At 33.2% G+C, this 24,181-nt stretch carries 19 protein-coding genes and 2 pseudogenes; 20 read left to right on the top strand and 1 reads right to left on the bottom strand.

What is annotated here, in order from left to right; genetic code table 11:
* Positions 1–22 precede the first annotated feature (22 nt).
* The 19 genes and pseudogenes from AC0VXV_RS03525 to AC0VXV_RS03615 all read left to right on the top strand — a co-directional run.
* Positions 23–628, top strand: a pseudogene (locus AC0VXV_RS03525) (ABC transporter ATP-binding protein); the annotation flags it as partial.
* Positions 629–677: 49 nt separating this feature from the next.
* Entirely contained in the window at positions 678–2,954 is a 2,277-nt protein-coding gene (locus tag AC0VXV_RS03530) for a glycosyltransferase family 2 protein (RefSeq protein ID WP_475530363.1), read from the top strand.
* Between the two features lie 20 nt (positions 2,955–2,974).
* On the top strand, positions 2,975–4,069 hold the full coding sequence (locus AC0VXV_RS03535) for a DegT/DnrJ/EryC1/StrS family aminotransferase (protein WP_475530364.1): 1,095 nt from the start codon (positions 2,975–2,977) through the stop codon (positions 4,067–4,069).
* Between the two features lie 30 nt (positions 4,070–4,099).
* Positions 4,100–4,810 carry a WbqC family protein gene (locus tag AC0VXV_RS03540; protein WP_475530365.1) on the top strand — a complete coding sequence of 237 codons (711 nt, stop codon included), beginning with the start codon at positions 4,100–4,102 and terminating at the stop codon, positions 4,808–4,810.
* Position 4,811: 1 nt separating this feature from the next.
* Positions 4,812–5,774 carry a hypothetical protein gene (locus tag AC0VXV_RS03545; protein WP_475530366.1) on the top strand — a complete coding sequence of 321 codons (963 nt, stop codon included), beginning with the start codon at positions 4,812–4,814 and terminating at the stop codon, positions 5,772–5,774.
* A gap of 79 nt (positions 5,775–5,853) precedes the next feature.
* Entirely contained in the window at positions 5,854–7,134 is a 1,281-nt protein-coding gene (locus tag AC0VXV_RS03550) for an ATP-grasp domain-containing protein (RefSeq protein WP_475530367.1), read from the top strand.
* A gap of 74 nt (positions 7,135–7,208) precedes the next feature.
* A complete protein-coding gene (gene rfbA, locus AC0VXV_RS03555; protein ID WP_475530368.1) occupies positions 7,209–8,081 on the top strand; it encodes a glucose-1-phosphate thymidylyltransferase RfbA in 873 nt (290 codons plus the stop codon).
* A gap of 11 nt (positions 8,082–8,092) precedes the next feature.
* A complete protein-coding gene (gene rfbC, locus AC0VXV_RS03560; protein WP_475530369.1) occupies positions 8,093–8,656 on the top strand; it encodes a dTDP-4-dehydrorhamnose 3,5-epimerase in 564 nt (187 codons plus the stop codon).
* 4 nt (positions 8,657–8,660) lie between these two features.
* Positions 8,661–9,686: a dTDP-glucose 4,6-dehydratase gene (gene rfbB, locus AC0VXV_RS03565; protein WP_475530370.1), complete on the top strand. Its 1,026-nt coding sequence runs from the start codon at positions 8,661–8,663 to the stop codon at positions 9,684–9,686.
* Entirely contained in the window at positions 9,683–10,540 is an 858-nt protein-coding gene (gene rfbD / locus AC0VXV_RS03570) for a dTDP-4-dehydrorhamnose reductase (RefSeq protein WP_475530371.1), read from the top strand. The genes rfbB and rfbD overlap by 4 nt, the downstream gene beginning before the upstream one ends.
* Before the next feature lie 55 nt (positions 10,541–10,595).
* On the top strand, positions 10,596–11,558 hold the full coding sequence (locus tag AC0VXV_RS03575) for a glycosyltransferase family 2 protein (protein WP_475530372.1): 963 nt from the start codon (positions 10,596–10,598) through the stop codon (positions 11,556–11,558).
* A gap of 14 nt (positions 11,559–11,572) precedes the next feature.
* A complete protein-coding gene (locus tag AC0VXV_RS03580; RefSeq protein WP_475530373.1) occupies positions 11,573–12,436 on the top strand; it encodes a glycosyltransferase family 2 protein in 864 nt (287 codons plus the stop codon).
* Positions 12,437–12,454: 18 nt separating this feature from the next.
* Positions 12,455–13,864, top strand: coding sequence for an undecaprenyl-phosphate glucose phosphotransferase (locus AC0VXV_RS03585; protein WP_475530374.1), 1,410 nt, complete (start codon positions 12,455–12,457; stop codon positions 13,862–13,864).
* Positions 13,865–13,886: 22 nt separating this feature from the next.
* Positions 13,887–14,771, top strand: coding sequence for a UTP--glucose-1-phosphate uridylyltransferase GalU (gene galU, locus AC0VXV_RS03590; protein ID WP_475530375.1), 885 nt, complete (start codon positions 13,887–13,889; stop codon positions 14,769–14,771).
* Complete coding sequence (galE, locus tag AC0VXV_RS03595) at positions 14,768–15,739, top strand: UDP-glucose 4-epimerase GalE (protein ID WP_475530376.1); 972 nt, start codon at positions 14,768–14,770, stop codon at positions 15,737–15,739. The genes galU and galE overlap by 4 nt, the downstream gene beginning before the upstream one ends.
* Positions 15,740–15,826: 87 nt before the next feature.
* Positions 15,827–17,101: a glucose-6-phosphate isomerase gene (locus AC0VXV_RS03600; RefSeq protein WP_475530377.1), complete on the top strand. Its 1,275-nt coding sequence runs from the start codon at positions 15,827–15,829 to the stop codon at positions 17,099–17,101.
* A gap of 4 nt (positions 17,102–17,105) precedes the next feature.
* Positions 17,106–18,797 carry a phospho-sugar mutase gene (locus AC0VXV_RS03605; RefSeq protein ID WP_475530378.1) on the top strand — a complete coding sequence of 564 codons (1,692 nt, stop codon included), beginning with the start codon at positions 17,106–17,108 and terminating at the stop codon, positions 18,795–18,797.
* Positions 18,798–19,000: 203 nt separating this feature from the next.
* Positions 19,001–19,933: a S8 family serine peptidase gene (locus AC0VXV_RS03610; RefSeq protein WP_475530379.1), complete on the top strand. Its 933-nt coding sequence runs from the start codon at positions 19,001–19,003 to the stop codon at positions 19,931–19,933.
* A complete protein-coding gene (locus AC0VXV_RS03615) occupies positions 19,930–21,000 on the top strand; it encodes a S8 family serine peptidase (RefSeq protein ID WP_475530380.1) in 1,071 nt (356 codons plus the stop codon). The genes AC0VXV_RS03610 and AC0VXV_RS03615 overlap by 4 nt, the downstream gene beginning before the upstream one ends.
* A 146-nt stretch (positions 21,001–21,146) precedes the next feature.
* Here AC0VXV_RS03615 and AC0VXV_RS03620 read toward each other — a convergent pair.
* Positions 21,147–22,038, bottom strand: a pseudogene (locus AC0VXV_RS03620) (sulfurtransferase).
* Positions 22,039–22,303: 265 nt separating this feature from the next.
* Here AC0VXV_RS03620 and AC0VXV_RS03625 point away from each other — a divergent pair.
* Complete coding sequence (locus AC0VXV_RS03625) at positions 22,304–24,181, top strand: S-layer homology domain-containing protein (RefSeq protein WP_475530381.1); 1,878 nt, start codon at positions 22,304–22,306, stop codon at positions 24,179–24,181.

Genomic DNA, 24,181 nt, shown 5'->3' on the forward strand with positions numbered 1-24,181 from the left:
CGTAGAGTTTTCTGCGTTAAGCGAAATTTCTTTATCTATTTATAGAGGCGAAAGAGTGGCTATCATAGGTCATAATGGCGCTGGGAAAAGTACGTTATTAAAATTAATTTCAGGGGTTATTACACCAACCGAAGGCGAAATAAAAGTCCATGGGCAAATTTCCCCTTTACTTGAGTTGGGTGCAGGTTTTGATGATGAGTTTTCAGGATATGAAAACATTTACTTAAATGGTGCAATTCTTGGGAAAAGTAAAAATTTTTTAGATAGTAAGGTAAATGATATTATAAATTTTGCAGATTTAAGAGAATTTATTAATATCCCAATAAAAAATTACTCTTCAGGGATGAGAGCAAAACTTGGGTTTGCAATTGCCTCAGAAATTAATTCTGAAATATTGATAATTGATGAAATACTAGGGGTAGGAGATGAATCATTTAGACAAAAAAGTTCTAAAAAAATAAGAGAATTAATGGGTGAGGGGAGAACAATAATATTAGTTTCCCATGATTTAAATCAAGTTGAAGAAATTGCTGATAGAGTGATTTGGTTAGAGAAAGGTAGAATAAAAAAAATAGGTAATGCTAAAGAAATTTGTAATGAATATAGATTAAAGATGCTAACTGAATAAATGCAATTTTTAAAGATGAGTTTTAAAGGATAGAAGTGAAGGTGAGATATTGAAATTATTAAAAGGATTAAAATATATTCTAAAGAATCCGATAAATTATAAATATTATTTTAGGAAGGGTAGAGAAATTATTGAAATGGAGTTAAGTAAAAAAGAAGTTTTAAAATTACAAGATGAAAATTTGAGATTAAAATTTAATTTAAACTGTGAAAAATTAATTTTGTTTTTAGTTCCAGGGTGGGACGGTGTTAATGGAGGAGTAATGTCAATAAATTCAATAGCTAAAGTTACAAAAGAATTATTTGATATACACCAAAGTGAAGTAATGATTGCGACACTCCCAAAACATCGAATCTTTTCTAAATATACAGGGTTTAGTTCACCATTTGATATTTATAGATTTAATCAAGTTATATCCAATTTAAGGGGTTTAAAAGAACTTCAAATTCATATTCCTGAGAATTTTGTGAATGATTTTATTTGTAATATAAGTGATGATGAAAAAAATTATTTTAAAAAAATGGAAAATCTATCCATTAATGTGATGAATCAAAACATTTGGTATATGCCGTCAAAGGAAGTTTTTAATAAATTAAAACATTATACTCCTGATGTAACAGTGACAGTTGCGCATCAGAAATATTGTACAAAGCAACTTAGGGATAAGTATGAAGTCCCTGTTCACCTTTTTTCAACAAGTAATTTAACTGAATATAAGTATAAATCATACAATAAAAAAGAAAATATATTGCTTACTTCCATTGATAACCATCCTATGAAGGAAATGATTATAACTAAAATTAAAGAAGATTTTCCCGATTTACAAATAAAACAAATTGAAAATATGACTTACGATGAATACAAAACTTGGATTTCAAGAGCTAAATGGATGATTACATTTGGAGAAGGATTGGATGGATATTTTGTTGAGAGCATTCGCTCAGGGGCAATTGCCTTTGCTGTTTACAATCCTGAATTTTTTAGTGAAAGATTTGAAAACTTACCTAATTTATTTGAAAGCTATAATGAAATGTATAGTAGTATTGTGAATAAAATAAGGTATTATGATGATCCAAAGAAATTCAAAGAATTAAACGATGAATTAATTTTATTAGATAAAGCTGAGTATGATGATGAGGAATACAAAGAAAATATAAAAAAGTATTATATGAAAGATTATACTTTAAAGCGACTTCCTAAAAGTGAAATAGAGTATGCTCGGGAAAACCTGCTTAAAAGAGAGCCCTTAGTATCGATCGTGTTGGCGGTATACAATGGAGAGAAGTTTCTAGAAGAACAACTTAATTCTTTAAAAAATTTATCCTATAAAAATGTAGAATTAATAATAAGTGATGATCATTCTACTGATAAGAGTTTGGAAATTATAAAAAAATTCAAACAAAAGTATCCATTGAAATTAGTAAGTAATAAATATAAAAAAGGAGTTAATGGGAATTTCGAGACAGCCCTAGAACATATTAATGGCGAGTATGTTGCGTTTTGTGACCAAGATGATATTTGGTTAGAAAATAAAATAGAATTATTATTACAGAATTTAGATGATTATGACATGATTTTTTCAGCTGTAGAATTAATAGATGAAAAGGGAAATCCACACCCTAATCCAAATTTAAGAAAAGAATATGAAAAAGATCACTCTGATAAAAATTCATTTATTGATTTTATTAGTACAGGTTGGGTTCTGGGCTGTACCACATTGGTAAGAAGAAGTTTGATTGAAAAATCAAAACCATTTCCAGAAAAAGTTTTTTTACATGACTGGTGGATTACTATGTTAGCTATTAAAGAAGGCAATGGTATAAAATTTTTAGATACACCTACTATTAAATATAGACAACATTCTTCTAATACTGCTCAAAATATATTTGCGGATTCAACTTGGTTTAAGAAGAAAGTAGATTTTAATATTCTCTTAAATAATCGTTTTAAAGATAATTTAACTAAATTTGAAAAAATGGCTTTAAGAAGTAATACAAATTATTGTATGGCAAAATTCTTTTTAGTAAATGATTATCGTGGGGAATATAAATTAGTGGATAATTTTATTAACTCAAATACCGATTTATTCGATAGAAAATTCTTGAATAAATTTGTAGAAATTGTTGTCGAAGATACATTGGTTAATTATGGTATAAATAGTCCGGGTGATTTCAGAAAAATTAAGATAAAAACTTTTGTGAAGTTATATATAAAAGGGGCTATACATAACCCAAATAGTCTAATTGAAAATATGTTTTCAAAAACTTATTTTAATTTATTTAAACCATTAATAGTAAACCCATATAGAAAAGTAAGGGGTTATTAAGAAAGTAGAGGAACTTTTTCATGATAAATGTTACAAAACCATTTTTACCTAAATTTGAAGAATACACTGAGTTACTAAAAGAAGTATGGGAACGTGAATGGTTGACCAATCAAGGGCCTTTTTTACAACGTCTTGAAAGAGAACTGTCAGATTTTTTACTTGTTGAAAAAGTTGATTATGTCTCAAATGGTACGATAGCAATTCAATTGGCATTAAGAGCTTTAAATATAAATGAAGGTGAAGTTATCACTACACCTTTTTCTTATGTCGCCACTACATCAGCAATTTTATTGGAGGGATGTAAGCCGGTTTTTGTAGACATTGATAATAGTACCCTTCAAATAAATCCTGACTTAATAGAAGAAAAAATTACGGAAAATACCAAAGCTATTCTGGCTGTACATGTATTTGGGTTACCATGTAATACGGAAAAGTTAGAAAAAATTTCTCGGAAATACAAAATTCCAGTTATTTATGATGGAGCTCACGCCTTTGGTTCAGTATATAAAGGGAAATCCTTATTAAGCTATGGTGATATATCTACATGTTCATTTCATGCCACAAAATTATTTCACACTGTAGAGGGAGGATGTGTGATTGCTAAGGATTCTGTAATTCGTGAAAAAATAGATTTAATTAAAAGATTTGGTCATAATGGCGATGATCATTTATGTTTGGGGACTAATGCTAAAAACTCTGAAATGCATGCAGCAATGGGTCTTCTTAATATAAAATATATAAATAATATTATTCAGCAAAGAAAAGAAATTGCTGGTTGGTACGACCTAAAATTAAGTGAATATGTTCAACGACCAAGTATACCAAAAGATTTTAAATATAATTATGCTTATTATCCAATTATATTGCAAAATGAACTTGAAGTTAGTAAGATTTGTGAAAGTCTCCAAAGACAAAATATTAATCCCAGAAGATATTTTTATCCATCACTTGATGAGATAGACTATGTAAAAAAAGAAATTAGTGATCCAATTTGTGAGGTTTCAAGTGATATGTCAAAAAGAATATTATGTTTACCATTTTATGTCGGATTAAGTTTCGAAGAGGTAGATAAAATTACAGAAATTATTATTAATACATTAACGTTACATCGTTAAATAAAATTAAAAAGGATACAGAAATTAATTATGAAAATAGCAATAATGCAGCCCTATCTATTTGCTTATATAGGTTATTGGCAATTATTAAAAGAAGCAGACACGTTTGTTGTATATGATGATGTAAATTATATAAAAAATGGTTGGATTAATAGAAACTATATTTTATCAAATGGTAATAAAACCTTGATTACTTGGCCCGTAAAAGGATTAAGTTCATTTAAAAAAATATCTGAAATTGAATTATTGGAAAGTAAAACAAAAAATAAAATATTAAGAACAATTAAAGAATCATATAGCAAATCTAAATATTTTACTGATGTTTTTACTATAATTGAGAAAATAATCAATAATCCAGAGAGTAATTTAAGTCTATATTGTCAATTTATGATAAAAGAGATATGCGGTTATTTGGGATTAGATACTGAAATTAAAGTATCGAGTCAACTAGAGTTCAATAAAGAATTAAAGGGTGAAGCAAGAGTTATTGAAGTTTGTAAATCTTTGGGTGCAAATTTTTATATTAATTCAATAGGTGGTAAAGATTTATATTCATATGACAAATTTTTAGATCATGAAATTACTCTTGCTTTTTTAAAGCCTAATTTTAAATCATATGAACAATTAAAAACTAATGACTTTATACCGGGCTTATCAATAATTGATGTATTAATGAATAATTCTATTTCAGAAGTTTTAGAAATTATGGATGATTATGATATTTTAATGAAAGAGGCATAAAATGAAAGAAATAGGTGGTTTTTTCGAATTAGAGGTAGGAAACTCAATTAAGCAATCAAAAATGAAGAACGCGGTAAATAACGGAAGGAACGCCTTAGGCATTATTCTAGAAAAAATTAATCCACAAAAAATCTATGTACCAGATTATATTTGTGGAGTTATTTTTGAGAAACTAAATCAATGTAAAATTAATTATGATACTTATGAAATAGATAAAAATTTTAATCCTATTTTTGATTTTAAAAAACTAGAAAAAGATGAGGCCTTAATTTATGTCAATTACTTTGGTATATCTTCTAAAAATGTGAGAGATATCCTTGAATATCAAAAAAAACAGAATTTTAATTTAATAATTGATTGTTCACAAGCATTTTACTTTGATTTGCCTATGTCGGAAAATTTATATATGTTCAATTCTGCTAGAAAGTTTTTTGGGGTACCTGATGGTTCAATCATTTTGGGAAATCTAGATATAAATTTAAGTAAAAACCCTAAGATTTTATATGACCATTTAATAGAAAGAATTGAATTTGGTCCAGAAAAAGCCTATGAATTATATAAGCAAAATGAAATGTTACATGACAATTCATTGGTTTATGAGATGTCTAATTTCACTAAAAGAATTTTAATGAGTATTGACCATGAATATGTAAAAAATAAAAGAGTAAATAATTTTAATTACTTACATGAAAAATTAAAATTAAAAAATGAGCTTTTACTAGAAATAAATAAAGAAGATATCCCTCTTGTCTACCCCTTACTTAATTATAGAGGGGAAGAATTAAAAGAATATTTAATTTCGCATAAAGTTTTTATCCCTACATATTGGGAGAACACAAAAAAAACACTGGGTAAAGAGTATCTAACAAGAAATTTGGTGGGTATACCTATAGACCAAAGATATAATATAAATGATATGGAGTATATTGTAAAATTAATTGGTGATTTTAGCGGTAATAACTAAGCTATTAATTATAACTTTAAAAGGCAATAAACATTAGTGATGAATATGTTAAACAATTGGTAAGGAGAAAAAAAATTAAATGAAAAAAATAAGGGTCCTTATTTTTCCTGCAGGTGCGGAGAATGCTATAGAAATTTATAAATCAATTAAGCATAATATTAACTTAGAGGTATTTGGTGCTTCTTCAAAATCTGATCATGCATCTTTTTTATATCCCAAAGATAGGTATTTTGAGGGTGATTATAATATTTCAAAAGATAGTTTTTTAAAGGAATTCAATAAGGTGATAATTGAAAATGAAATAGATATTGTTATCCCTACACATGATTCAATTTCATTATTTCTCTCAGAAAATAAAACTTTATTAAATGCAAAAATTTTAACTTCAAATGTTAGAACAGCCAAAATTGCTAGAGAAAAAAAACTCACGTATGATTTATTTAAAAATGAATCTTTTTGTCCTAGATTATTTGAAAATCATTCAAATTTAGATTTCCCTGTTTTAATTAAACCTAATAGAGGTGAAGGGGCCAAAGGTGTCTATAAAATAGAGAATTATAAACAGCTACAATTTCACCTTTCAGAAAATAACGACATGATTGTTATGGAGTATTTACCTGGGGATGAATTCACAGTAGATTGTTTTACAAAGAGTAATGGAGAATTATTATTTGTTGGTCCAAGGACGAGAGAACGGATTAATATGGGAATTTCTTTTAGATCTAGATCTGTTAAATTAACAGAAGAAATAGAGTTTATAGCAAAAAAAATAAACGACTTAGTTTCTCTTAGAGGTGCATGGTTCTTTCAAATTAAGAAAGATAAAGATGGGAAATTTAAAATGTTGGAATTTTCTGTAAGACAAGCTGGCACAATGGCATTATATAGACAATTAGGAGTTAATTTTGCACTACTTAGTATATTTGATTCAATGGGATTTGACGTTATTATTAATAATAATAACAATGAAATTACATTAGATAGGTGTTTATATAATAGATATAAATATAATTTTGATTATGAAAAAGTTTATATTGATTATGATGATACATTAATTATTGATAATAAGATTAATAGTCAACTGATGCAATTTATTTACCAATGTATTAATAATAAAAAAAAAGTTATTTTGATAACTAAACATGCACATAATTTAAAAGAAAATATGAGGCAATTTAGAATTTCAGATAATATATTTGATGATATTATTCATTTAAAGCAATCAGATATAAAATCAGATTTTATAGATAAAGAAAATTCTATATTTATTGATAATTATTTTGCCGAGAGATATTTAATCAAAGAAAAATTGGGTATTCCTGTATTTGATGTTGATGCTGTAGAAAGTCTCTTAGAATAAAATAATCTAATTAGCTTTAATGGTTATTCGAAAGTTAATAACAAAACAACAATAATTTAATGTGGAGGGAAAAAGTGAAAGGTATAATTTTAGCAGGAGGTAGCGGGACACGGCTATATCCATTAACCCGTTCGGTATCTAAACAGTTATTACCGATTTATGATAAACCAATGATTTATTACCCTCTTTCAGTACTAATGTTAGCGGGTATTAAAGAAATTTTAATAATTTCTACACCTGAAGATACGCCACGTTTTGAACAATTACTTGGAAATGGGAAAGAGTTAGGCATTCACATAGAATATGCTATACAACCTTCTCCAGATGGACTTGCGCAGGCATTTATTATTGGTGAAGATTTTATTGGTGAAGATTCGGTAGCATTAATTTTAGGTGATAATATTTTCTATGGACATAAATTTTCAACTATGTTAGAGCGTGCAGCAATTCGTAAATCTGGTGCTACAGTATTCGGATACAATGTCAAAGATCCAGAACGTTTCGGGGTAGTTGAATTTAATGATGAAGGAATTGCAGTTTCTATCGAAGAAAAGCCAGAATATCCGAAATCTACATATGCTGTAACAGGTCTCTATTTCTATGATAATGATGTAGTAGAAATAGCTAAAACAATTAAACCTTCTCTACGTGGTGAACTTGAAATTACCGATGTAAACAAAGTTTATTTAGAACGTGGTAGCCTAAATGTAGAATTATTAGGGCGAGGCTTTGCTTGGTTAGATACAGGCACCCATGAGTCATTATTAGAGGCCTCTACTTTTATTGAAACAATTGAGCGCCGCCAAAGTTTAAAAGTAGCTTGTTTAGAAGAGATAGCATTTCGTAAAGGATATATTTCTAGAAAGCAACTCTTAAATTTAGCAGAGCCTTTAAAGAAAAATAATTACGGTCAATATTTAATCGATTTAGCGAACCGTAAAATGTGAGGCGAACAAAAATGGGTTTCATAAAAACAAAATTGCAAGATGCATATTTATTTGAACCAAGAGTTTTTGGAGATCATCGTGGTTTCTTTATGGAAACATATAATCAGAAAATGTTTGAGGAAGCTGGTTTATCATTTGATTTTATTCAAGATAATCATGCATTGTCAGCGGAAGCAGGAACGTTACGCGGCATGCACTTTCAATTAGAGCCGTATGCGCAAACGAAGCTTGTACGTGTAATTAAAGGTGCAGTCTATGACGTAATTATTGATATTCGTAAAGGATCCCCAACATATGGTCAATGGGAAGGGTTTATTTTATCTGAAGAAAATAAACGTCAATTACTTGTTCCACAAGGTTTTGCGCATGGCTATTGTACATTAACGAAAGATACAGAGTTTGTATATAAGGTAGATAATTATTATTCACCAGAGTGTGATCGTGGATTAGCTTGGAAAGACCCACAATTAAATATTCAATGGCCAACTTCAAATCCGATTCTTTCAGAAAAAGACGAAAATCAACCTCTATTTAAAGATTTAGATTGCCCATTTATTTACAAAAGTGAGGAATAAAATAATGAAAATTTTAGTAACAGGTGGCGCGGGCTTCATCGGTAGTAACTTTGTTAACTACATGGTGCGCACGTATCCAAACTATAATATTCTTAATCTGGATGCACTAACTTATGCAGGGAACTTAGAGAATTTAAAGGAATCGGAAGGTAAAGCAAATTACCGCTTTGTCAAAGGTGATATTACGGACAGAGACCTAGTAAATTCGTTATTTGAAACAGAAAATTTAGATGTAATCGTAAACTTTGCTGCAGAGTCTCACGTTGATCGCAGTATTACAAATCCAGATGTTTTTGTTACAACAAATATTCAAGGTACACAAGTTTTACTTGATGCAGCGCGTAAACATGAAGTGAAAAAATATGTCCAAGTTTCTACGGACGAAGTATATGGTTCATTAGGTGCTGAAGGGTACTTCACTGAAACAACGCCACTTGACCCAAATAGTCCGTACAGTGCAAGTAAAGCGGGTGCAGATATGCTTGTAAAGGCATATCACGAAACGTATGGCTTACCTACTAATATTACACGCTGTTCAAATAACTATGGACCGTTCCATTTCCCAGAGAAGTTAATTCCATTAATGATTATTAATGCGTTAAATGATAAGCCGCTTCCTGTATATGGTGATGGATTAAACGTACGTGATTGGTTACATGTTGAAGATCACTGTCGTGCGATTGATTTAGTATTGCATAAAGGTAAAGTCGGCGAAGTATATAATGTTGGTGGTCACAACGAAAAGACAAATATCGAAGTTGTCAAAGAAATTTTAAAACAGCTTAATAAGCCTGAAACATTAATTAAATATGTAGAAGATCGTTTAGGTCATGATCGTCGCTATGCAATTGACCCTACTAAATTACAATCAGAGCTTGGTTGGGAACCAATTTATAACTTTGAAACTGGTCTTAAAGATACAGTACAATGGTATTTAGATAACAAATCTTGGTGGGAAAATATTATTTCTGGTGATTATCAAAATTATTATGATAAACAATATACAAGCAAATTGGAGAATAAAAAATGAAAATTTTAGTAACAGGTGCTAATGGTCAATTAGGCCAAGAATTAGTTCAACAATTACAACAAGCAAATGTTGAGTTATATGCCTTTACTAAAACTGATTTGGATATTTGCAACTTGAGCACTGTCAAACAAGTTGTCAATGAAATTCAGCCGCATGTTATTATTAATGCGGCTGCGTTTACAAAGGTAGATTTAGCTGAAACAGAGCAGGATTTAGCCTTCGATGTAAATGCTTATGGACAACGAAATTTGGCGGTAGCTGCTGAACAAATCGGAGCTAAAATTTGCTACGTAAGTACAGATTATGTTTTTGATGGTAATGCAACAGAGCCTTATGAAGAGCATGCACTGGTTAATCCGATTGGTGCTTACGGTAAGTCAAAATATGCAGGTGAACAATTAACACAAACGTTAAATTCGAAGTACTTTATTGTTCGTACGGCTTGGGTTTATGGTGAATATGGTCCAAACTTTGTCAAAACAATGCTTCGTCTTGCAAAAGAGCGTGATGAGCTGGGAGTTGTAAGCGATCAAATTGGTTCTCCTACTTATACAGTAGATTTAGCCAAATTCTTAATTGAACTAGTTCAAACAGAAAAGTATGGTATTTACCATTGTACAAATAGTGGGTCTTGTTCTTGGTATGATTTTGCTCAAGCAATTTTTGAAGAGTCAAACATAGAAATAAAGTTAAATCCACTAACAACAGATCAGTATCCAACTCCTGCTAAAAGACCTAATTACTCGGTCTTAAGTGATAGAGCTTTAAAATTAAACGGGTTTCAACCAATTCGTCATTGGCGAGATGGTTTGAAGACATTTTTAAATAATACCAAAAATAACAATCTTTTATAGATTGTTATTTTTATTTGGCTTACAATAGAAGTTGAGGAATTTTAAGGAGATACTTATGAAACCAACTGTTAGTGTTCAAATTGTAACTTTTAATAGTGAGGATGATATTGAAAAATGTTTAAAAGCTGTAAAAAATCAGTCTTATCCTATTCATAGATTGATAGTTATTGATAATAATTCAAATGATAAAACAGTATTAAAAGTTAAAGGTTTTAAAAATATGGAAATAATTGAAAATGTAAGTAACGTTGGATTTGCTAAAGGGCATAATCAAGGAATTACTATGACAAATACCGATTATGTACTTGTGTTGAATCCTGACGTACAACTTCATAAAAATTATATTGAATATATTGTTGAAGCTCTAGAAAATAATTCTGCTGTAGGAATGGCAACTGGGAAACTTTATAGAGATATGGGAAGTCGAATACTGGATAGTACAGGTATTCAAATAAAGAAAAACAGACGAGCGATTGACCGAGGAGCCGGTGAAATTGATACGGGGCAATATGACAGTAAGAACTTAATTTTCGGGGTATCTGGTGCAGCCGCTGTATACAAGAGAGAAATGATTAATAATATATCTATTAATCAGGAATTTTTTGATGAAACTTTTTTTGCCTATAAAGAGGATGTAGATGTCAGTTGGAGAGCACAAATTTTAGGGTGGAAAAGTTTTTTTGTACACCAGGCAATTGCAATGCATGGTAGAGGTTGGAAAGAAGATAAAAAGAGGTCTGAGGTACCTGTATATATTCGTCAGAAATCCTATATTAATCGCTATTTTTATATAGTTAAGAACGATCAATTGTCGTATTACGTGTTACATTTACCATTTATTTTATTTTTTGAGTTGGCTAGTTTCTTTTATACGGTACTAAAAGAAAGAGAGCTACTTTCTTCTTGGAAATTTTACAAACAGCAATGGAAAAGTTTGAAGGAAAAAAGAACTTTCATCATGTCCAATAAAAAGTCATCTAATAAACAAATTTACTCTTTTTTTAAAGGGATATGGTGAAGAAAGGTTTTGAAATGGATTTATCAATTATTATAGTGAATTACAATACAAGAGAATTAACATTACAGTGTATTAGTTCCATTTATGAATCTAATATAGATAATAGCTTCGAAGTTTTTGTGGTGGATAATAATTCATCAGATAACTCTGTTGAAGCTATAAGGCAGCAATTTCCGAATGTTATATTAATAGAAAACACACGAAATGTAGGTTTTTCAAAAGCAAATAATCAAGCGATTAAACAAGCTACGGGTGAATTCGTTTTATTGCTCAATTCTGATACAATTGTAAAAGAAAATACACTTTCTATTATGTTACAATATATGAATGAAAATGAAGACGTAGGGGCGGCAGGGTGTGAAGTGCTACTACCAGATGGGACATTGGATAAGGCTTGTCATCGGGGATTTCCAACACCAAGTGCTTCCTTTTATTATATGACGGGGTTAGCAAAAAAATACTCAAATAACCCTAGATTTAATCTTTATCATAAAAGTTATCTTAATATGAGTGAAATACATGAGATTGATTGTTTGGTAGGGGCTTTTATGATTGTGCGTGCAAAGACAATCCAAAAAGTAGGTATGCTCGATGAAACCTTCTTTATGTATGGTGAAGATATTGATTGGTGCTACCGAATTAAGGAAGCGGGATGGGATATTATTTATAACCCTACTGTATCAATTATTCATTATAAAGGAGCAAGTAGTCGAAAAAAGCCTGCAAAAATTGTTTATGAATTCCACAGAGCAATGTATCTATTTCATAAAAAACATTATGCAAAAAAACATTCTTTTTTTACTAATGCGATAGTTTATACGGGAATTACTGTAAAATTGAGTTTGGAACTTTTAAAAAATAAAGTAAAAAATAATTAACAAAATGTAGGAGATAATATGATTAGAGGAAGAGAACGGTTTTTAACTAAACTATACATGCTTGTCGATTTTCTGATTATACAAGTAGGTTTTTTTGTTGCTTGGTATATTCGATTTTATATTTTAGATGAACAAGGTACAGTGGGTACTTTACCGTTTAATGATTATCTACTTTGGAATGTCGTCTATTCTATAGCTTATTTAGTTATAGCCTTTTTATTAAGGGTATATGTTCCAAAACGGAAAGCTAAGTTTGCAACGGAATTGTTTAAAATTAGTCAAGCACATCTTATTAGTATTTTTGTATTATTAAGCATTTTATTTGTCTTAAAAATTATTGATATATCACGAGGATTTTTAGCTATTTATGTTGTAACGGCCATTGTAATTAGTTTAATTTACAGATTTATGTTAAAACAAATTTTGCGCAATTTGAGGAAGAAAGGCTTTAACCGTCAATTTGTGTTAATTTTAGGCGCTGGTTCGGTCGGAAAAAAATACGTAGAAAATTTATTGAACCATCCGGAATATGGAATGGAAATATTAGGTTTTCTAGATGATTATCGAACTGAAGAAGCGGAATGTGTGCATGCCAGATTTAGAATTCTTGGCAAAGTAGGAGATTTAGCTAAAGTACTAGATGCAAAAATAATTGATGAAGTTGTAATAGCATTGCCGCTTACTGCTTTTTCTAAATATCAAAATATTATTGCAAGTTGTGAAAAGGCAGGAGTAAGGGTAACAATCGTTCCGGACTTTTTTGATATTTTACCGGCAAACCCTCATTTCGAAAAGTTTGGTGAGCTCCCAATTATTAATATACGTGATATTCCTTTAGATGAAGTAGTAAATCGTGTAGTAAAACGGGCTTTTGATATTGCTTTTTCATTAACGGTATTAATTTTAATTTCACCATTGCTATTATTCATCGCTATTGGTATAAAGTTAACTTCACCAGGACCGGTGTTCTTCAAGCAGGAACGAGTTGGTTTGAATAGACGGACATTTATGATGTACAAATTCCGTTCGATGAAAATCATGGACGAATCTGCTTCCGATACACAATGGACAGTGGAGAATGATCCACGTCGTACAAAATTTGGTACGTTTCTCCGTAAAACAAGCTTAGATGAATTTCCACAGTTTTTTAATGTGTTAATAGGCGATATGAGTGTTGTAGGACCGAGACCAGAGCGCCCATATTTTGTTGACCAGTTTAAAGAAGAAGTGCCGAAATATATGATTAAACATCAAGTGAGACCTGGGATTACTGGATGGGCCCAAGTTTGTGGTTTGCGTGGAGATACTTCGATTGAAGAACGCATTAATCATGATATTTACTATATTGAAAATTGGACACAGCTTTTCGATATAAAAATAATCTTTAAGACAGTGGTTAATGGATTTGTAAATAAAAATGCCTACTGACTTGTAAATGGGGGATGAACTTTTGAAAAAAATAAGAAAAGCAATTATCCCAGCAGCAGGTCTAGGAACTAGATTCTTACCGGCTACGAAGGCAATGCCAAAGGAAATGCTTCCAATAGTTGATAAACCTACAATTCAATATATCGTAGAAGAAGCTATTGCAGCTGGAATTGAAGATATCATTATTGTTACAGGTAAAGGGAAACGGGCAATCGAGGATCATTTTGATAATGCGTTGGAGCTTGAAACAACGTTATTCGAAAAAGGGAAACTCGAAATGCTCGAAAAAGTTCAAGAATCCTCGATTGTTGAAATTCACTATATTCGACAAAAGGAACCACTAGGTTTAGGCCATGCGATATGGTGTGCTAGAAAGTTTATTGGTGATGAGCCATTTGCTGTGTTATTAGGAGATGATATTGTAAAAAGTGACGAGCCTTGCTTAAGGCAGTTAATTCATCAATTTGAGCAGACGCTATCCAGTGTAATCGGAGTACAAAAAGTACCAGATGAAGATGTTCATCGGTACGGGATTATTGACCCCGTTAATACAGAAAGTAGATTAATGCAGGTGAATCAATTTGTAGAAAAGCCATCTTTGGAAGATGCACCATCAAATTATGCAATCATTGGTCGTTATATTCTGACACCTGAAATTTTCCGTTATTTAGATGAGAAAAAACAAGGTGCTGGGGGAGAAATTCAATTGACGGATGCAATTGAATCTCTAAATAATATTCAACGTGTTTTTGCTTATGAATTTGAAGGGCGACGCTATGATGTGGGTGAACAATTAGGGTTTATTGAAACAATTATAGACTTCGCATTAGAGCGTGAAGATTTAAGCGAAGGTGTAAAAAAATATATTCTAGAAAAAGCAAAGCAATTGAATGGTGATGTCTTATGATATTAGTTGTCGGTGGGGCAGGATATATTGGCAGTCATTTTGTAAAAGAATTGGTTGATTATCATGATGTGGTAGTTTTAGATAATTTGAGCACGGGCCATCGTTGGGCTGTCGATGAAAAAGCGATATTTGTGCAAGGAGATTTAGGTGATACTCAAGTCGTTCAACAGCTGTTTGACAGTTATCGAATTGATGCAGTACTGCACTTTGCAGCATTTAGTTTAGTAGGGGAATCAGTGCAAGATCCCCTTAAATACTATGAAAATAATGTAGTGGCTACATTCAATTTATTAAAGTTAATGAAAGAAAAAAATATAACTAATTTTATATTTTCATCAACAGCGGCTACATACGGGATTCCAAAAGTGAAATTGATTGATGAACAGACACCAACTAATCCAATTAATCCATATGGTCATTCTAAATTAATGATTGAGCAAATGCTTCAGGACTTTTCGAAGAGCTATGACTTAAACTATGTGATACTTCGATATTTTAATGCAGCTGGAGCAGATGAAAGTGCAAAAATAGGGGAATGTCATTCACCCGAGACTCACTTAATTCCATTAGTATTACAGCACTTATTAGGACAACGTGAATCTATATCGGTTTTTGGTACGGATTACGATACGCCTGACGGTACATGTATTCGAGATTATATACATGTAACGGATATTGCGAAAGCGCATATTTTAGTTCTTAATCAATTATTAGCCGGAAAACAATTAAATGCTATATATAACTTAGGCAATGGTAATGGTTATTCTGTAAAACAAGTAATTGAAATGTGCGAAAAGGTAAGTGGGAAAACAGCGAATGTTCAGTATGTGGAACGTAGAGAAGGAGATCCAGCTAAGCTTATTGCTAATTCTGAAAAGATACATAAAGAAGTCGGATGGAGTGCGCAGCAAGATTTATATAGTATAATAAAAAGTGCCTATAAATGGCATTCAAATATTTCAAAGTAACCAACTCAGATTTGCTCAGAGTTGGTTTTCTCTGTTATATATGTAATAATAGACCTATCTGAATTTACCAGAATTGGAGACTATACAATGATTAAAGAGATTGTAAAAACTACATTATTAAATTGCTCTCTTCAAGAAAGTGATATTTTAAAATATAAAAATCAAGTACAAGATATTCACCATGCTTTACCACAGTTTGAGTTGACTGGTTGGTTAGAAACTCCTATACAACTTCAAGATGATTTACTTAATTCCATTGAGCGGGTAGCTACTGAAATTCGCGCTTGTGCGGATGTACTTGTAGTAATTGGTGTTGGAGGATCCTTTTTAGGTGCACGGGCAATTCAAGAAGCACTAAAGCCTTATTTTGGTTTAGCTGAACATGGAATTGAAGTTGTATATGTAGGCCTCAATATGAGCGGTGCATATATTAAAGAGCTTGTATCTTATTTAGACAAAAAGCAAGTATATGTTAACGTTATTTCAAAATCTGGTGGTACAATGGAACCTGCACTTGCTTTTCGTGTGATGCGTCTTTATATGGAAGAGCGATATGGGGAAAAATCGACAGAACGTATTATCGTTACAACGGATGCAGAAAATGGGATACTAAAGAAAATTGCTGACCAAGCAGGCTATCGTCAATTTGTTATTCCATCAAATATTGGTGGTCGTTATTCTGTATTAACACCAGTAGGGTTACTGCCTGTTGCAGTGGCAGGTGTAGATATTCGCGCTTTAATGGCTGGTGCTAAGCAAGCAGCAGAAGAACTTTCGGAACCGGATTTAGCTAATAACGATGCATATAAATATGCTGTTATGCGTCATATGTTATATGAGCAAGGTTATTCAATTGAATTGCTTGCTTCATTTGAGCCTGGTTTAAATAAATTTCATGAATGGTGGAAACAGTTATTTGGTGAAAGTGAGGGGAAGGAAAAGAAAGGTTTATATCCTTCAACAGTAAATTTTTCAACAGACTTACATTCAATTGGTCAATTTATTCAGGATGGCAGTCCGATCATGTTTGAAACTTTACTTCATTTCCATGAAATAGACGGTGATCTGCACGTACCGTATGATGAGCGGGATGAGGATGGATTGAATTATTTATCCCATCGAACTTTTAATGAAATAAATGCAATTTCAAAACAAGGAACCGCGCTGGCCCATGCAGAAGGCGGCGTTCCGGTAATTCAGTTAGAGCTTCCAAAACTTGATGAATATCATCTGGGCTATTTAATATATTTCTTCATGAAAGCTTGTGCAATGAGCGCCTGCTTATTAGAAGTAAATCCATTTGATCAACCAGGTGTAGAAGCATATAAACGTAAAATGTTAGAGTTATTGAAGGAGAAATAGAAGTATGAGTATAGAAGTCTATAGACAATGGCAGCAACAGGAGCTACCTAACGAATTAGCAGGCGAATTAAAACAGATTGCTCAAGATGATAAAGCTATAGAAGATCATTTCTATCAGTATGTATCTTTTGGAACAGGTGGGATGCGGGGAATCCTAGGCGCAGGTACAAACCGCATGAACATCTATACAATCCGTCGAGTATCAGAGGGCTTGGCGCGCTATATTTCTTCAAATGGAGAAGGAGCGAAAAAACGGGGTGTTGCTATTGCTTACGACACACGTCATTTTTCATATGAATTTGCAGTAGAGACTGCTCGTGTATTAGGAGCACATAACATTACTTCTTATGTTTATAAAGATGCCCGTCCAACACCACAATTATCTTATACAGTTCGTGAATTAAATACTTTTGCAGGTGTTGTTATTACGGCTAGTCACAATCCAAAGCAGTACAATGGTTTTAAAGTATATGGTGAGGACGGTGCGCAACTAGTACCGACTGGGGCAAATGCGATTATCGAGCATATGAACAAAATTAGTGATATTTTTGCGATTGAAGTTGCAGATGTTACTGAGCTTGAACGACAAGGAATGTTTAACTGGATTTTGGAAGATCTTGATGAAAAATTCATGAACAACTTGTTAACTTTAAAAAATAACAATGCCATCGATTATAATATGAAACTTGTATACACACCTTTACACGGGGCAGGACTGGTTCCGGTAGTAGAAGGTTTAAAGCGATTTGGATTTAATGAAGTGCATGTTGTTAAGGATCAAGCCGTACAAGATGGTGCTTTTCCAACAGTTCTGTATCCAAATCCGGAAGAAGCAGCTGCCTTTTCCATGGCAATCGAGCTAGGTAACCAAGTAGGAGCAGACTTATTACTGGCGACCGATCCTGACGCAGATCGTTTAGGGGTAGCGGTACGTAAAGGCAATTCGTATGAGCTTCTTACAGGCAATCAGCTTGGTGCACTTTTATTAAATTATATTTTGCAAACAAAAAAAGAGAACGGTACACTCCCAACTGATGGAGCTATGTTAAAAACGATTGTTACATCTGAGCTAGGCGCTTCTATAGCTGCACATTACGGTGTGAGAACAGTTAATACGTTAACTGGCTTTAAGTATATCGCAGAAAAAATTGCGGAGTTTGAAATGACGAAAGCTCATACATACTTGTTTGGTTATGAGGAAAGCTACGGCTACCTAATAGAGACATTCGTTCGTGATAAAGATGCGGTACAAGTATCTTTAAAAGTTGCAGAAATGGCTGCGTATTATTCGACACAAGGAAAAACATTACTTGATGCTTTGGAAGATTTGTATGAACAATTTGGCTATTATAAAGAAGCCTTAGTCTCCAAAATATTTGAAGGCAAAGACGGTCAAGAACAAATGAAAGCAATTTTGAATAACTACCGCTTAAATATGCCCAATGAAATTGCAGGGGGAACGGTTGTACGTGTTGAGGACTACTTAACAGGTATCGCAACATTACAGGACGGTACTACTGGGCCAATCGACTTGCCGAAAGAAAATGTATTGAAGTTTATTTTAGAGGATAACTCTTGGATTGCGATTCGTCCGTCAGGAACAGAACCGAAATGTAAATTTTATTTTGGAGTCGTGAAGGAATCTAAGGAACAGGCGGAAGAAACGATAGAGAAAATTGTTAAATACTTTTTATGATAGTACAACCATTACAATTTTTTTAATTGTTCTTAATTTATAGCTATAGAAAACAATCGTTTTGTAAGATAAACGATTGTTTTTTTTGTTATAGGGTCTTATTTTTTTATTATATTTTTCTTAAATTATTAACTATCCATTCTTTCTATCGATATATCTATTAAATAATAATAAAAAAGAATTGAGATAAATGGAGTGAAAGCATGAAAAAAATACTATTAATCGGAATAATGCTTGGAATCATATTTGCCTTATCACCATCGAATCTAACAAAGGCCTCTCCGGTAAACAACGAAGAAACGGTCATTATTAAATATCGTTCAGAAGAGAATAAACAGTTAATCATCCAGGAAGCTGATGCTGTCCTAGAAGAGTACGAGCATTTACCAATGATGATGATAAAAGTTTCAAGTGCACAGTTAAAAAGGTTGAGAAGTGAAGGGCTTATTGAATTTTATGAAGAGAACCAACAATTCGCTCTTCAAAATCATTTTAAAGTAGCGAATTTATCTTCCTCTGAATTAACGCGATGGAATTTGAAGGCAATGGATGTGCAAAATGGCTGGAGTCATGGCTATACAGGTAAAGGCGTTAAAATAGCCATTATTGATTCGGGGATATCCAACCATTCGGACCTGACGATTGCGGGTGGCAAATCATTTGTAGGGGAAAGTTATGATGATGATCATGGCCATGGAACACATGTAGCAGGAATTATTGCAGGAAAGCATAATGGAATTGGTGTAGCTGGTGTTGCACCAGATGCTGAAGTTTATGCCGTAAAGGCGATAAAGAGTGATGGGGTCGGTGATGTTCGGGTTGTGTTGCAGGCAATAGACTGGGCAATCGACAATTATATGGACATTATTAATTTAAGCTTTGGAGGTTTGGAATATGCGCAATCTTTGCATGAAGGGATTAAAAAGGCATCTGAACATGGTTTACTGATCGTTGCAGCGAGTGGCAATGAAGGAAATGACAACGGGACGGGAAATACGGTTAATTATCCGGCACGTCATGAGGAAGTAATATCAGTAGCGGCAATTAATCGTTATTTCAAGCGTTCTTCATTTAGCGGTACGGGTGATTCGAATGATTTTGAGCACCAGGAGAAGAAATTTACAGTACCTATTTGAATGGCCAATATGCTACATATAATGGTACATCGATGGCAACACCGCATATTACGGGAATGCTAGCATTGTTAATGGAACAATATCCATATGCAACACCTACTGAATTGCGGGAAGGTTTGCGTTATATTGCCGATGATTTAGGAGATGCTGGTTTCGATGCTTTGTACGGATATGGGCTGCCTAAATTCAGACTTCCGAATGTACAAGTCGTAGAGGAACTTTTGAAAAGTGGACAATCTGCTGAGGCTTTGAATAAAAAAATTGTTACGATGCCTGATTCTATTGAAAAACTGGCATTAAAAAATGAGCGAAATAAAACAGAGCAAGCGATTATTAAAGAGATCGATCAATTATTAGGCACCTTTGAAAAAAACCCTACTGAACAGCATGTGAATGATATTAAAACACTATTAGCGAAAATGGCTGCTACTGATGTAAGAATACAAATGCAAAAAGAAGTCGATGCTGTAATTGAGAGATTACTGGAACCGGCAACAAATGCTGTCACAACCTTTATTAAAAATAAAACAGTCCATAACTATAAAAAGGCAGAGGCAGAACTAAATAAATTGCCTTCTTTAAATAAGAAGAACGATTTAGAAGAAAAGTTAAATGAAGCGCTTCAGGAATTTGCGAAAAAAGCAATTGAAAGTTTGGCACAATATGAAAAGAAACCAACAAAGAATCAATATAGTTATACGAACTTTTCCATTAATAGCTTACCAGAATCAACAATTAAATCAGAGCTTCTCGAAAAGTTAGCAAAGCAAGTACAAGTAGCCGTAAAAATAGCAACGACAAATATTGCAGCATATGAAAAAGTCCAAACATTGAAAAACTATAATAGCGCAACAAAGGCTATTCAATCAGTCTTTGATGAAAAACAGCGTGACCAACTGGAAAAAAGAATTCAGAAAACGGTCAACAATAATTTGACAAAAGCGAAAACACGTGTTGCCAATTATGAGAAGAAAAAAACAAAAGCTAATCGTAAATTGGCTATGAAACTCATTCAAGAGCTGCCAAATGGAAAAGAGAAGGAGCAGTTATTGAAGAGGCTTAAATAAGCTTTCATATTACTAGATAGAGTAACCTAAACTTAAAGCCCCAATTGTACATTTCTGGTATATCGGACCAGCTACTTTGTACAAAAGGGGCTTTTATTAATACTATTCATTTCTCGAATTTAATAATAAAAAAGCTTATGCCTTACTTATCCCGTCACCAACGGACAACTCTCATCAGCCGCCCATTCATTCAACGACCCATCATACACCGCCACATTTTCCTGCCCTAACTTATTCAGCAATAACGCGTTCCAAGTAGCTGCAATTCCGCCACCACAATAGGTAATCACTTTTTTTATTTGGATCTAGTGCACCTAATTTTTCAAAGGTAGCGCGTAATGTTGCATCATCGTTCAGCAAACGCGTTTCAGAGTTTGAATGGGAACCGAAGAACGCGTGCTTGCTTCCCGGGATATGACCAGAGCGCGGATATGTTGTTGTTTCACCACGGAAGTCTGCCTCTGACAAACTGTTGATTAATACAATATTTTCATCCCCTAAAGCTGCTTTTACCTCTTCTTTTGATACGATCAGATGCTCGCGGCGTTCGCCTGGAAATGGCGCAGGCGCATAATTGGATACTCCTGATTCTGTTGGACGACCATCAAGCTTCCACTTGCGGAATCCACCGTCAAGTACGGCAACATTATCAAAACCTTCATATTTCAATTGCCAGCGTAAACGTGCCGACCAGTCGGATGCTAATATATCTACATTTACCAGTGGACCGCGATCATAGATCACTACATATGTTTCATCTGTAATTCCTAAAGGTTCCACCGCTTTAAGAAATTGCTCTCTAGTTGCGATTGTAAATGGTGCCTTTCCTTCGGGATTAGTGAAGTCTTTCAGTAAATCAGCATAAGCTGCTCCGGGAATGTGTTCTTACTTGTAAGATTCGAAGCCGGACCATAGCTCCGGAAACCCTTCTCCTTCAGGAATTTTTAAGAATGTTGATGCATCTATTAAGCGTAAGTTCGGATCTTCCAGACGTGCTTCCAACCAGTCGCCATCCACAACATAAGGAATATTTCTCATCATTATTAATCTCCTTTTCGACTATTCTAAGGTAATTGCTTTTCATAAATACTACCTTATCACAAATTATTAGTGAATTCTAACTAATGTAATTTTTTTGCCAATAGCCAATTATACTCAAAAAAACAATTTTAACATTAATTTACATAGTTTTATGCGCCAATCTGTTAGAATTATTTTGTTAATCGAAATTATAGTAAGGATAATTCTACTATATTTTCGATTGAAAGAATTCCAAAAGCGAAGTGGAGGTATTTTTATAATTATGAGTAAAAGGCAGTCTTCGAAGTATTTTAATGCAATAACAGCAATGGCGGTTGCTGCTTCAGCAGTTGTAGTAGTTGCGCCGACTGTATCGGAAGCGAGTAGTTTTAGTGACGTCAAACCTACTCATCAATTTTATGATGCTATCAAAAGTTTAAGTGAGCGGGGCATTATTAATGGGTTTCAAGATGGTACTTTCAAGCCGGGACAAAACCTGACTCGTGGACAAGCGGCAAAAATCATTGCGGGCGTCCTGCAGCTAGATACTAAAAACGTAACCAATCCAAAATTTAAAGATATTCCAATAACCCACCAGTATTATGGAGCGATTGCAGCTCTGAAGCAGGCGGGGATTATCGATGGTTATGAAGATAGGACATTCCGTCAAGGAGCGAATATTCAGCGTAATCATGCAGCAAAAATTATTGCCAATGCCTTGAATTTAAAAGCTGCAAATGTAAATTCACTTCCTTTCACAGATGTGCGCACAGATTATAAGGAAGCAATCGCTGCTTTATTTGAAAACAATGTAACAACGGGTAAGACTGCTACATTATTTGATGGATCTTCCAATGTAACACGTGGACAAATGGCTGCGTTTATTACACGCGCAGAAGCAGTAAGAAACCAAACGCCACAACCTGCTCAAAGTGTAACATTTAAAGTTGAAAATTATAAAGCATCTGGAATTGTTATTAACGGGTCTACCTATTCATTCCATTCTTCTATATCTTCTATCTTTACTGAAACAAATAAAACCGCTTTAACTGGTGCTACTATTACAGCAACTGTTGAGAACGGAGTCCTGACTAAAATTAATAATGTAACACTAAATAAATCTGGTACAGCTGAATCTCGTGTCGTATTGGATTCAACTGCGACAATCGACTCGTTAACAATTAATGCAGATTATGTAGCGGTAAGGAATGTATCGGTAACGGGTAATGCAACGATCACATCTGCTGTACTGACAGAGGTGGAGTTTGAAGGTGCAAAAATTACGGGGGATTTAATTGTTGATGATCAGGTTGCCGGTTCAATTGCTTCAATGGACAATAAATTTGCTGCAGATGGAAAATCAGGCCCTAAAGTAAAATTAGAAAATTCCCGCGCTGGGAAAGTATATGTGAAGCGTAACGATGTATCCATTGAATCGGATACAGTAATACCTGAAATCACTATAGCGGCCAAGGTTACACTGATTAATCTAGACGGGACGGTTACAAAAGTAACGGTAGAATCCTCAGCAAAACTTGATATTAAAGGGAATGCTACGATCGGTCAATTATTATTAACGACAGCAGTAGAATTGGTGTTAAAAGTTAAAGGAATTGTAAGTACATTATCAGTTAATAATCCAAATGCTCAGATTACCTTAGGTATTGGCTTAAAAATAAATGAATTATCGATTCCTGCAGGTTCAACAGCAGAAAAAATTACTATAAACTATGCTGAGATTGCTTCGCAAATAGTTAAGGTGATTATAGGGAATGTGCCAAGCACGTCAAAACCAAATCCAGGAACACCAAGTACTGGTGGGGGGAGCGGGACACCTACTCCGCCAGTTATTGATAATAAGCTTAACGTAAGAACTATAACGGAACTGAATCAAGCGCTAAAAACAGCGAAACATGGAGACACAATTAAATTGATGACTTCATTAACAGGGGACATTAATTTGACGAGTCTTGTGAATCTTGATTTCAACGGTCATACATTAACCGGAAATGTGACGATTACAGAACCTAAAGCAATGGGTAGCTACTCATTGACGCCAACTGGAACGGGGACGATTGCAGGTGACCTCGTTATTAATGCACCAAATGTAAATATTAATATTGATGGGTTAACAGTTGAAGGCGAGACAGTGATTTACTAA

This window comes from Solibacillus sp. iso_87, assembly GCF_056173085.1.

What these genes read in the sequence shown, in the direction of transcription:
- AC0VXV_RS03535 (WP_475530364.1), top strand. Translation starts at nt 2,975, where the DNA reads ATGATAAATGTTACAAAACCATTTTTACCTAAATTTGAAGAATACACT.
- AC0VXV_RS03540 (WP_475530365.1), top strand. Translation starts at nt 4,100, where the DNA reads ATGAAAATAGCAATAATGCAGCCCTATCTATTTGCTTATATAGGTTAT.
- AC0VXV_RS03545 (WP_475530366.1), top strand. Translation starts at nt 4,812, where the DNA reads ATGAAAGAAATAGGTGGTTTTTTCGAATTAGAGGTAGGAAACTCAATT.
- AC0VXV_RS03550 (WP_475530367.1), top strand. Translation starts at nt 5,854, where the DNA reads ATGAAAAAAATAAGGGTCCTTATTTTTCCTGCAGGTGCGGAGAATGCT.
- rfbC (WP_475530369.1), top strand. Translation starts at nt 8,093, where the DNA reads ATGGGTTTCATAAAAACAAAATTGCAAGATGCATATTTATTTGAACCA.
- rfbB (WP_475530370.1), top strand. Translation starts at nt 8,661, where the DNA reads ATGAAAATTTTAGTAACAGGTGGCGCGGGCTTCATCGGTAGTAACTTT.
- rfbD (WP_475530371.1), top strand. Translation starts at nt 9,683, where the DNA reads ATGAAAATTTTAGTAACAGGTGCTAATGGTCAATTAGGCCAAGAATTA.
- AC0VXV_RS03575 (WP_475530372.1), top strand. Translation starts at nt 10,596, where the DNA reads ATGAAACCAACTGTTAGTGTTCAAATTGTAACTTTTAATAGTGAGGAT.
- AC0VXV_RS03580 (WP_475530373.1), top strand. Translation starts at nt 11,573, where the DNA reads ATGGATTTATCAATTATTATAGTGAATTACAATACAAGAGAATTAACA.
- AC0VXV_RS03585 (WP_475530374.1), top strand. Translation starts at nt 12,455, where the DNA reads ATGATTAGAGGAAGAGAACGGTTTTTAACTAAACTATACATGCTTGTC.
- galE (WP_475530376.1), top strand. Translation starts at nt 14,768, where the DNA reads ATGATATTAGTTGTCGGTGGGGCAGGATATATTGGCAGTCATTTTGTA.
- AC0VXV_RS03600 (WP_475530377.1), top strand. Translation starts at nt 15,827, where the DNA reads ATGATTAAAGAGATTGTAAAAACTACATTATTAAATTGCTCTCTTCAA.
- AC0VXV_RS03605 (WP_475530378.1), top strand. Translation starts at nt 17,106, where the DNA reads ATGAGTATAGAAGTCTATAGACAATGGCAGCAACAGGAGCTACCTAAC.
- AC0VXV_RS03610 (WP_475530379.1), top strand. Translation starts at nt 19,001, where the DNA reads ATGAAAAAAATACTATTAATCGGAATAATGCTTGGAATCATATTTGCC.
- AC0VXV_RS03625 (WP_475530381.1), top strand. Translation starts at nt 22,304, where the DNA reads ATGAGTAAAAGGCAGTCTTCGAAGTATTTTAATGCAATAACAGCAATG.